The organism is Methylobacterium aquaticum (assembly GCF_001043915.1).
In the GTDB taxonomy this organism is placed as follows: Bacteria; Pseudomonadota; Alphaproteobacteria; order Rhizobiales; family Beijerinckiaceae; genus Methylobacterium; species Methylobacterium aquaticum.
Window position 1 is genome coordinate 58,525 of the sequence record NZ_LABX01000112.1, and the last position, 8,734, is coordinate 67,258.

At 72.9% G+C, this 8,734-nt stretch carries 8 protein-coding genes; 3 read left to right on the forward strand and 5 right to left on the reverse strand.

Features of this window, described 5'->3' with window-relative positions; all coding sequences use genetic code 11:
• Positions 1-52: 52 nt before the first annotated feature.
• Positions 53-826 (forward strand): prephenate dehydrogenase/arogenate dehydrogenase family protein, encoded by a 774-nt coding sequence (locus VP06_RS15365; protein WP_048464650.1) that lies wholly within the window; start codon positions 53-55, stop codon positions 824-826.
• A 100-nt stretch (positions 827-926) separates the two neighbouring features.
• Here VP06_RS15365 and VP06_RS15370 read toward each other — a convergent pair whose 3' ends face one another.
• Complete coding sequence (locus VP06_RS15370; protein WP_082167412.1) at positions 927-2,111, reverse strand: GNAT family N-acetyltransferase; 1,185 nt, start codon at positions 2,109-2,111, stop codon at positions 927-929.
• 102 nt (positions 2,112-2,213) lie between these two features.
• Between VP06_RS15370 and VP06_RS15375 the strand changes: the two genes are divergently transcribed.
• A complete protein-coding gene (locus VP06_RS15375) occupies positions 2,214-3,269 on the forward strand; it encodes a polysaccharide deacetylase family protein (RefSeq protein WP_048464651.1) in 1,056 nt (351 codons plus the stop codon).
• A 3-nt stretch (positions 3,270-3,272) separates the two neighbouring features.
• Here the strand turns inward: VP06_RS15375 and VP06_RS15380 are convergent, their stop codons facing one another.
• From VP06_RS15380 to VP06_RS15390, 3 genes are all read right to left on the reverse strand, one after another.
• Entirely contained in the window at positions 3,273-3,626 is a 354-nt protein-coding gene (locus tag VP06_RS15380) for a hypothetical protein (protein WP_048464652.1), read from the reverse strand.
• Between the two features lie 135 nt (positions 3,627-3,761).
• Complete coding sequence (locus VP06_RS15385; RefSeq protein ID WP_048464653.1) at positions 3,762-3,977, reverse strand: DUF2842 domain-containing protein; 216 nt, start codon at positions 3,975-3,977, stop codon at positions 3,762-3,764.
• 113 nt (positions 3,978-4,090) lie between these two features.
• Positions 4,091-7,588 carry an indolepyruvate ferredoxin oxidoreductase family protein gene (locus VP06_RS15390; RefSeq protein ID WP_048464654.1) on the reverse strand — a complete coding sequence of 1,166 codons (3,498 nt, stop codon included), beginning with the start codon at positions 7,586-7,588 and terminating at the stop codon, positions 4,091-4,093.
• A 120-nt stretch (positions 7,589-7,708) separates the two neighbouring features.
• On the opposite strand from VP06_RS15390, the gene VP06_RS15395 reads away from it, so the two are divergent.
• The gene (locus VP06_RS15395) at positions 7,709-8,188 is read left to right on the forward strand and encodes an Lrp/AsnC family transcriptional regulator (RefSeq protein WP_048464655.1); all 480 of its coding nucleotides are present in this window, start codon (positions 7,709-7,711) and stop codon (positions 8,186-8,188) included.
• Between the two features lie 149 nt (positions 8,189-8,337).
• On the opposite strand, the gene VP06_RS15400 is transcribed toward VP06_RS15395, so the two are convergent.
• Positions 8,338-8,734, reverse strand: a 397-nt coding sequence (locus VP06_RS15400; protein WP_048464656.1) for an outer membrane protein, incomplete at its 5' end; no start/stop codon positions are given.

An 8,734-nucleotide genomic window follows, 5' to 3' on the forward strand; every position in this document is an offset into this window, starting at 1 on the left:
GAGGCTCAACGATCACAGGGCCCGCCGACCTCGCTCCACCCCGAGGTCTCCCGTGCCGCCCTCTCCCGTCCCGCTCCCCGCCCTTGGCCTGATCGGCTTCGGCGCCTTCGGCCGCCTCGTCGCCACGCATCTGGCGCCGCTCGTCTCGCTCCGCATCCACGACCCGTTCGTATCCGACACCGCCTTCGCGGAGGCCGGCTTCGCGCCGTGCGGCCTCGCCGAGGCCGCCGCCTGTCCGGTGGTGATCCTGGCGACGCCCGTCGCGACCCTCGCCGCGCTCGTTCGCGACATCGGCCCGCATCTGTGCCCGGGCGCCCTCGTCCTCGATGTCGGCTCGGTGAAGGTGGAGCCGGCGCGGATCATGCGGGCCGGCCTGCCGCCGGGGGTGGACATCGTCGCCACCCATCCGCTGTTCGGGCCGCAGAGCGCCCGCGACGGCTTGCATGGCCTCAAGATCGCGGTCTGTCCGGTGCGGGGCGGCCGCGCCCGGCGGGTGGGCGCCTTCCTGCGGCGGGCTTTCGGCCTCACGGTGATCCTGACCACGCCGGAGGCGCATGATCGCGAGGCGGCGGCGGTGCAGGGCCTGACGCACCTGATCGCCAAGGTGCTGGTGGCGATGGAACCGCTGCCGACCCGGATGACGACCCGCAGTTTCGACCTGGTGATGCAGGCGGTCGGCATGGTCCGGCACGACGCACCGGAGGTCTACCATGCCATCGAGCGCGCCAATCCCTACGCGGCCGAGGTGAGGCGGCGGTTCTTCGACCTGGCGGCGCAGATGGACGGGGCGTTGAGCGAGGCGGAGACGGCCTGCGTCGAGGGATGACGGCCCGGTCCGACCCTCCCGGTCGTCCCGAGCGTCGCCGAGCGCCCCGGCACCGATCGGCAGGACGGATCGCTCAAGGGAGCCGGCGATGCTCCCGCCGTCACGCCGACGACCGCGCCATCGCCTTGCGCACCCGTCCGACCAGGGCCCAGAGCCGCGGATCGCGCTTGATCCGGCGCTTCAGGCGCGCGCCCGCCTCGGTGACAGCCCCGTAGGCCCGGCCGCGCAGGCTCACGGGGATCACCGCGTCGACGAGGGCGATGGTCTCGTCGCACACGCTCGCCTTGTAGCGCGCCTCGCCGACGCCGAGATCGAAGGCGGTGCGGCCGCGCAGGGCCTGATCGCGGATCAGGGCCTGGAGCAGCAGGTCGCCGGGGCTGAAGCGGGCGAGCGACGGGTCGGGATCGAACGACGTCAGCATGCCGCTGAACCGCGTCGCGTCGACGGCGCCCACGAAGGTGGCGAGGATGCGCCCGTCCTCCGTCCGCAGCGCATGCAACTCCAGGGCGCCGGCCCGGTGCGCGTCCCGGAGGAAGGCCCGCGCCGCCGGATCGGCGAAGGGATCGGCGATCCCGGCCTGGGCGAAGCGCACCGCCTTCTGGGCGAGATAGGCGGACAGGATCGCCTCGCCCTCGGCTTGGTCGGCCGCGACCCGGTGTGCGACCGGCCCATGCGCCGCGACCAGCCACTTCTCCTTCTGGCGCAGCTTGCGCCGCGCGTCGCCGCTCAAGACGCGCTTGAGCACGGCGTCGGGATCGGCCTCCAGGGCCAGGCCGTAGGCGTCGCTCGGCGAGGCGGAGCCCTGCGCCAGCGGGTTCGGCAGACCGTTCCACAGCCGGGGCTGGTCGGGCAGGTGGATCACGTCGATCCCGGCTCGGGCGCCGGCGCGGCGCAGGGCCGCGGTATAGGCGTCGGGGGCCAAGGCCATCGCCTCCGGCCCGGCGAAGAGCGGCATGTGGTAGTTCGCGTGCCGGCCGCCGATCACCCGGCCGACCCGGATGCCGGCCTCGCGGTGGACGAAGAGCGGCAGCAGCGCCTGCGGACGCCCGGCCGGATCGCGCAGCAGGACCGGGCAGGGGCGGGCCCCCGCCGGCAGGATGCCGGCACAGGCCGCCACCCAGTCGAAGCGCTGATAGGGCGTCATCACCACGCCGGGCGCCGTCTCGAGGGCGCGCCAGGGCGCCTCGGCCGCCGCGAGGCTGGGAAAGACCTCGGGCGTCAGCGCGTGAACCGGCGCCGGTCCGGCCGCCACGCCCTCCACCGCGAGTTGCATCGTGCCGCTCATCACCGTGATCCCCGACTGTCGCAGCGATGGCATAGCCGGCAAGCGTGCAGAATCCGCAAACACCGTAACGAAGCTTTGGCTGATCGGCGCCATCCTTCGGCCATGCTCTCCGCCCAAGCCCGCCACCGCCTGTTCCAGGCCGGTTTCGCCACCATCGCGGCCACCGGGGCCGACCGCTGGCTCGCCCCCGCCGCCCGCGGCTGCGGCGTGATCCTGACCTTCCATCACGTCCGGCCGGACGCGGCGCCGCCGGGTGCCTATGCGCCGAACCGGCTGCTCGCCATCACCCCGGCCTTCCTCGACCGCACCCTCACGGTCCTACAGGCGCGCGGCTTCACGATCGTCCCGCTGTCGGACCTGCCGCGCCGGCTGGCCGAGGCGGGGGAGCCCTTCGCGGTGCTGACCTTCGACGACGGCTATCGCGACAACCTGGAACACGCCGCCCCGATCTTGCGCCGCCACGGCGCGCCCTGGACGCTGTTCGTCACCCACGACTACGCGACCGGGACCGGCCGGCTGTGGTGGATCGAACTCGAACGGGCGATCCGCGTCCTCGACCGGGTGAGCCTGCCGGAGATCGGGCTCGACGTGCCGGCGGTGGATGATGCGCAGAAATCCGCCGCCTTCGCGGCGGCCTATCACGCCCTGCGGGCCGGGCCGGAAGACGCCCTTCGGGCCGCGACCTCGCGCCTATGCGGGGAGGGGGGGATCGACGCGACGGCCATCGCCCGCGAGCTCTGCCTGACGGGCGCGGAGTTGCGCGACCTCGCCCGGGACGAGGCGGTGACGCTCGCCGCCCACACCCTGTCCCATCCGATGCTCGCCAAGCACGATGACGCGACCGCCCGCCGGGAGATCGTCGACGGGAGGGCGCGCCTCGGCGACCTGCTCGGCCGGGTGCCGGAGCATTTCTCCTACCCGGTCGGGGATCCGGGCTCGGCGGGCCCGCGGGACTTCGCCTTGGCCCGCGAGGCGGGCTACCGCACCGCCGTGACGACAAGGCCCGGCCATCTCTTTCCCGCACACGCGGCCCACCTGCACGCGCTGCCGCGGGTCTCGGTCAATGGCTGCTTCCAGACCGATGCGGCCCTGCACGCCCTGCTCTCCGGCGTGCCGTTCCTGGCCTGGAACCGGGGCCGGCGGCTGAATGTCGGATGAGGCTCAGCGGTGACGCCGGCGGCGGTAATGGCGGCTCTCGCCGCCGCTGATGACCGCGAAGCTGGCGCTCTGCCGGCCGCCACGCAGGCGCCGGGTCCAGCCGCGACGGCCGCGGGGGGCGGGCTCCACCGCCTCGGCGAGGGCAGGGGGAATCGGCAGGCGCGGGATCGCCGCGGACACCGCGGCCGCGGCGGCGGCCAAGCCCTTCGCGGCGGGGCCGAACAGCGAGAGGCACTGGTTGTAGGCGAGATCGCCCTTGATGCGCTCGCAATCGCCAACGGAGCGCGGCGCACCCTGGGCGACGGCTGCACCGGCGAGGGGACCGAGGAGGAGGAAGAGCGCGAGCGCGTGGCGCATGGGCCTGAGGGTGCCTTGCGAGTTCGAAAGGGGTGCCGGAGCGGGAGGGCGCGGGCCTGACGGCCGCCCTCGCGTCTGGCAGACCTTTTTGGCGAAAACCCGGCCTTTTGGACCGATCAGTCCATTGAACCGGCGTCAGGCCGGGTCGCGGTCGGGCCGCTCCATCCAGCGGATCAGCGGCATCAGCGGAAAGATCCAGGCAAGACCGAGAATCGCGTAGAGCACCGACTGCACCACCGGCGGCGTCTGGGCGATGCGGCTGTCGGCGAGCGCCATGGCGAGGGGCGCGTAGATCAGCACGAAGGCGATCATCACGATCGCCCCGACGAAGGAGCGGGTGCGGCGGCGCATGGCGAAAAACCTCGGTGGGGCGGCCGTGAGGCGGTGACGGCGCGTGAAACCTCCGCCTACGCGAGGCCCCGCCCCGCGGCAACCAGGCCCGCCGACGCAGGCCGCGCCCGGGATCATCCGACCCGCGACAGCGCGCCTTCGGAGGGGTTGCCGGCCCGCACGGCCGCCAGCAGCCCGTCGCTCCGGGCGCGCCATGCCGCCATCGCCCGCGCCTTCACCGGGCCGAAGCCGCGGATCTCCTCGGGGGCGGCCAGGAGGTCGCGCAGCGCGGACGGGTCTGCCCGGCCAACGAGGGCCAGGGCTTCGTCGATCTGCGCCTCGTAGGCCGCCAGCACCGCCCGCTCCTCCCGCCGCTCGGCGATCAGCCGCAGCGGGTCGAGGCGCCGCCCGCGCAAGCCCTTGAGGGCGGCAATCCCGCGCAACACCGGCAGCAGCCAGGGCCCGAAGGCGATCTTGCGCGGCTCGGTTTCGCCGGGCCGCGTCCGGGCGAGGACGGGCGGCGCGAGGTGGAAGGTCGGCCGCAATGTGACCGGACCTTTGCCGGGGGCATTGCCGGGGCCTTGGCCGGGACCTTGACCTTCGAACTCCTCGGCGAGGCGGGCCAGGAAGGCCGGATCGGACTGGAGCCGCGCCACCTCGTACTCGTCCTTGATCGCCATCAGTTTGAACAGGGAGCGGGCGACCGCCTCGGCCAGGACCTCGCCGCCCCGCGCCCGCACCGAGGCGACCCGGTCGCGGTAGCGGGCGGCATAAGCCGCATCCTGGTAGGCGGTGAGATACGCGGCCCGACGCGCCACGACGCTGTCGAGGTCCTGCGCCGGGCCGGCCTCCGGGGCGAGATGCGAGGCGACGAAGGCTGGATCGGCGGCCAGCAGCCGGCCCCAGGCGAGCGCCAGGCGGTTGCCCGCCACCGCGACGCCGTTCAACGCCACCGCCTGGTCGAGGGCCTCGCGCGAGACCGGCACGAGCCCGCATTGCCAGGCAAAGCCGAGGAGCAGCACGTTGGCGGTCTGCGCATCGCCGATCAGGCGGACGGCCATCGCCTGCGCGTCGAGGCTGCGCAAAGCCCCGGCACGGACCCGGCGGGCGATCAGGCTTTCCAGCATCCGCGTGTCGATGCGGGCTGTCGGGTCGCGCAAGGTGGCGCCGGTCGGGATCTCGTGGGTGTTGGCGACGATCCGGGTTCGCGCAGGGTCGATCACCGCCGCCGCGTCGGGGCTTGCCGCCACCACCAGGTCGCAGGCGAGCACGGCGTCGGCCCGGCCGCGGTCGATCCGCACCTGGTGCAGGGCCGCCGGCTCCGCGGCAAGCCGCACGTAAGAGAGCACCGGCCCGCCCTTCTGGGCAAAGCCCATGAAGTCGAGCACGCTGGCGCCGCGTCCCTCGAGATGGGCCGCCATGGTGACGAGGGCCCCCACCGTCACCACGCCGGTTCCGCCGACGCCCGCGACCAGGATCTCGTAGGGGGCCGGCCCGAGCGCGGTGTCGGGCTCGGGCAGGGACGCGGCGCGGGCCGCGACCGTCTCGGGGTCGACCGCGACGCCGGGCCGGCGCCGGGGCGTTGCGCCGTCCAGCGTGACGAAGGACGGGCAGAAGCCCTTGAGGCAGGAGAGGTCGCTGTTGCAGCCGGTCTGGTCGATGGCGCGCTTGACGCCGAACTCGGTCTCGACCGGCACGACCGACAGGCAGTTCGATTTCCGCTGGCAATCGCCGCAGCCCTCGCAGACCAGCGGGTTGATGACCGCGCGCCGCGTCGGTGGCGGGCTCTTGCCGCGCTTGCGCCGGCGCCGCGCCTCGGTGGCGCAGGTCTGGTCGTAGACCAGCACCGTGACGCCTTTCGTCGCGCGCAAGCTCCGCTGGACCGCGTCGAGGTCGTCGCGGTGGTGCACGGTCACGCCGGGGCCGAGGGGATCGCGGGCGGCGTCACGCGCCACCCGGGCGGGATCGTCCGACACCACCACGACGCAGGCCGCGCCCTCCGCAGTCATCAGCCGGGTGATCTGCGGCACGGTGAGCGCGCCGTCGACCGGCTGGCCGCCGGTCATCGCCACCGCGTCGTTGTAGAGGATCTTGTAGGTGATGCTGGCCCCGCTCGCCACCGCCTGCCGGATCGCCGCGTGGCCGGAATGGAAATAGGTTCCGTCGCCGAGATTCTGGAAGACGTGGGCCTGGCGCGTGAACGGCGCCTGCCCGGTCCAGTCGACCCCCTCGGCCCCCATCGGCACGATGCCGGTGGTGTCCCGCTCCATCCAGTTCGCCATGAAGTGGCAGCCGATGCCGGCCCGGGCTTGCGATCCCTCCGGCACCCGGGTCGAGGTGTTGTGCGGGCAGCCGGAGCAGAAATACGGCGTTCGGACCGGCAGCGGCCCGGAGGCGGGGAGGACGGACGGCATGTCCGGGTCCCGGATGGCGAGGCCGAGGCCCCGCAGGGCGTCGCCCAGGATTCCGACGAGGCGGGAGGGGCGCAGCTCGTCGACTTCCGGGACGAGGGGCCGGCCGGCGGCATCGCGCTTGCCGAGGACCCGGGGGCGCCGCTCGCCGGCGAGGTCGTAGAGCCCGTCGCGCAGCTGGCGCTCGACCAGCGGCGCCTTCTCCTCGATCACCAGCACGGTCTCGACGCCGGCCGCGACGCGCGCGAGACCGTCCACGTCGAGCGGGTGGACAAGGCCGACCTTCAGCACTGCGATTCCGGCCCGGCCCAGGGAGTGCGGATCCTGGCCGAGGAGCCGGAAGGCTTCCATCGCGTCGCCATGGGCCTTGCCGACCGTGACGACGAGGAGGCGGGGGCGCTCCGGCGCCACCACCAGCCGGTCGAGGGGATTGGCCCGGGCGAAAGCGCGGATCGCCTCCAGCTTGGCGAGCGCCCGCGCCTCGATGGCGAGGCTCGGCAGATCGGGCCAGCGGATGTGCAGGCCGCCTGGCGGTGGGGCAAAGGCGGGGGCCGTGAAGCGGGGCAGCGGCGCGAGATCGACGGAGGCCGCGCCCTCCACCACCTCGGAGATCGCCTTGAAGCCGACCCAGGCACCGGAGACGCGCGAGGCGGCGAAGCCCCAGAGGCCGAACGCCTCGTATTCGGCGATCGTCGCCGGATGGATCACCGGGATGTGCCAGGCCGCCAGCGCGAGGTCGCTCTGGTGCGACATCGAGGACGAGACGCAGCCATGGTCGTCGCCGGCGACGACCAGCACGCCCCCCTTCGGCGACGTGCCGTAGGCGTTGCCGTGCTTGAGGGCATCGCCCGAGCGGTCGACCCCCGGGCCCTTGCCGTACCACAGCCCGAACACGCCCTCGACCGTGGCGGCCGGATCGAGGGCGACCCGCTGGCTGCCGAGGAGCGCCGCCGCCGCCAGATCCTCGTTGATGCCGGGCTGGAAGCGGATGCCGGCCACGGCGAGGCGGTCCTTCGCGCGCCACAATTCCTGATCGACGGCACCGAGCGGCGAGCCGCGATAGCCAGAGACGAGCCCGGCGGTGTTGAGCCCGTCGCGGCGGTCAATCGCGGCCTGCGCCAGGAGGAGGCGGACCAGCGCCTGCGTGCCGGTCATGTAGGCCCGGCCGGCCGTGCGGTCGAATCTGTCGTCGAGGCGGTAGGCGCGGTCCAGCTCGGGCATTGGCGGGTCTCCTCACCGCCAGGCTATGCCGGCCTGCGAGGCAAAACCTGCCTGTCTGCTTCCCGCCAGGCGATCGCAGAGGTACGAACGGGTTCGAAAACACGCCAACGGGATAGGCCCATGCCTGAACGGGGAGACGCGCCGGACCGGTTCGAGCGGGCGATCCTGGATGCGTTGCAGGACGATGCGCGGCTCTCGGTGCAGGATCTCGCGCAGCGGATCGGGCTGTCGACCTCGCCGACCTGGCGGCGGCTGAAGGCGCTGGAGCAGCGCGGCATCATCCGCGGCTATGTCGCCCTCGTCGATGCGGCAGCGCTCGGCCATGGCCAATGCGTCTTCGCCCACGTGACCCTGGCCAAGCACGACCGCGACGGCGTGGCGGAGTTCGAGCGCGTGATCGGGCGCCGGGACGAGGTGCTGGAATGCTTCTCCACCACCGGCCAGGCCGATTACCTGCTGCGGGTCGTGGTGCGGGACGCCCGGCACTACGAGCGCTTCTTGCAGGAGGCGGTGTTCTCCTGCCCGGCGGTGCAGCAGATCCATTCGAACTTCGCCCTGCGCGAGGTGAAGTTCAGCGTGAAGATCCCGACCGGCCCATAACAGAAGAGCCCGGCCTCGCGGCCGGGCTCCGATCCGTCGGTGACGGCCAGAGAAGCTTCACGATCGCGTTGCCATCGCGAAGCTTCTCTGGCTCCTTAATTTTCCGCATTGTCTACGACGAACCGGTATCCACTTCGTCGAAAAATGCTCTAGAAGCCGTTGAACTTGTAGTTCAGGCCGGCGCGGACCACCGCGAACTCGGTGTCGCGACGGTTCAGGCCGCTGATGACGGCCACGCCCGGCGAGGCCGTGGTGATCAGGGCGCCGGCATTGTTGACGGCGAAGGCGCCGCCCAGACCACCGCGGTCCATGTTCACGTACAGACCTTCGACCTTCACGGTCACGGCGTTCGACCGGAAGAAGTTCAGGAACGAGTCGGTGGGCAGAGCGTACTCGACGCCGCCGCCGACGGTCCAGCCGGTCTGGAAGTCGTCGGAGGAGCGGTTCGGCAGGCCGAAATCGCGACCGCCGCCGGCACCGTAGGCGAAACCGCCGGTGGCGTAGACGAGGGTGCGGTCCCAGGCGTAGCCGAGGCGGCCGCGGACG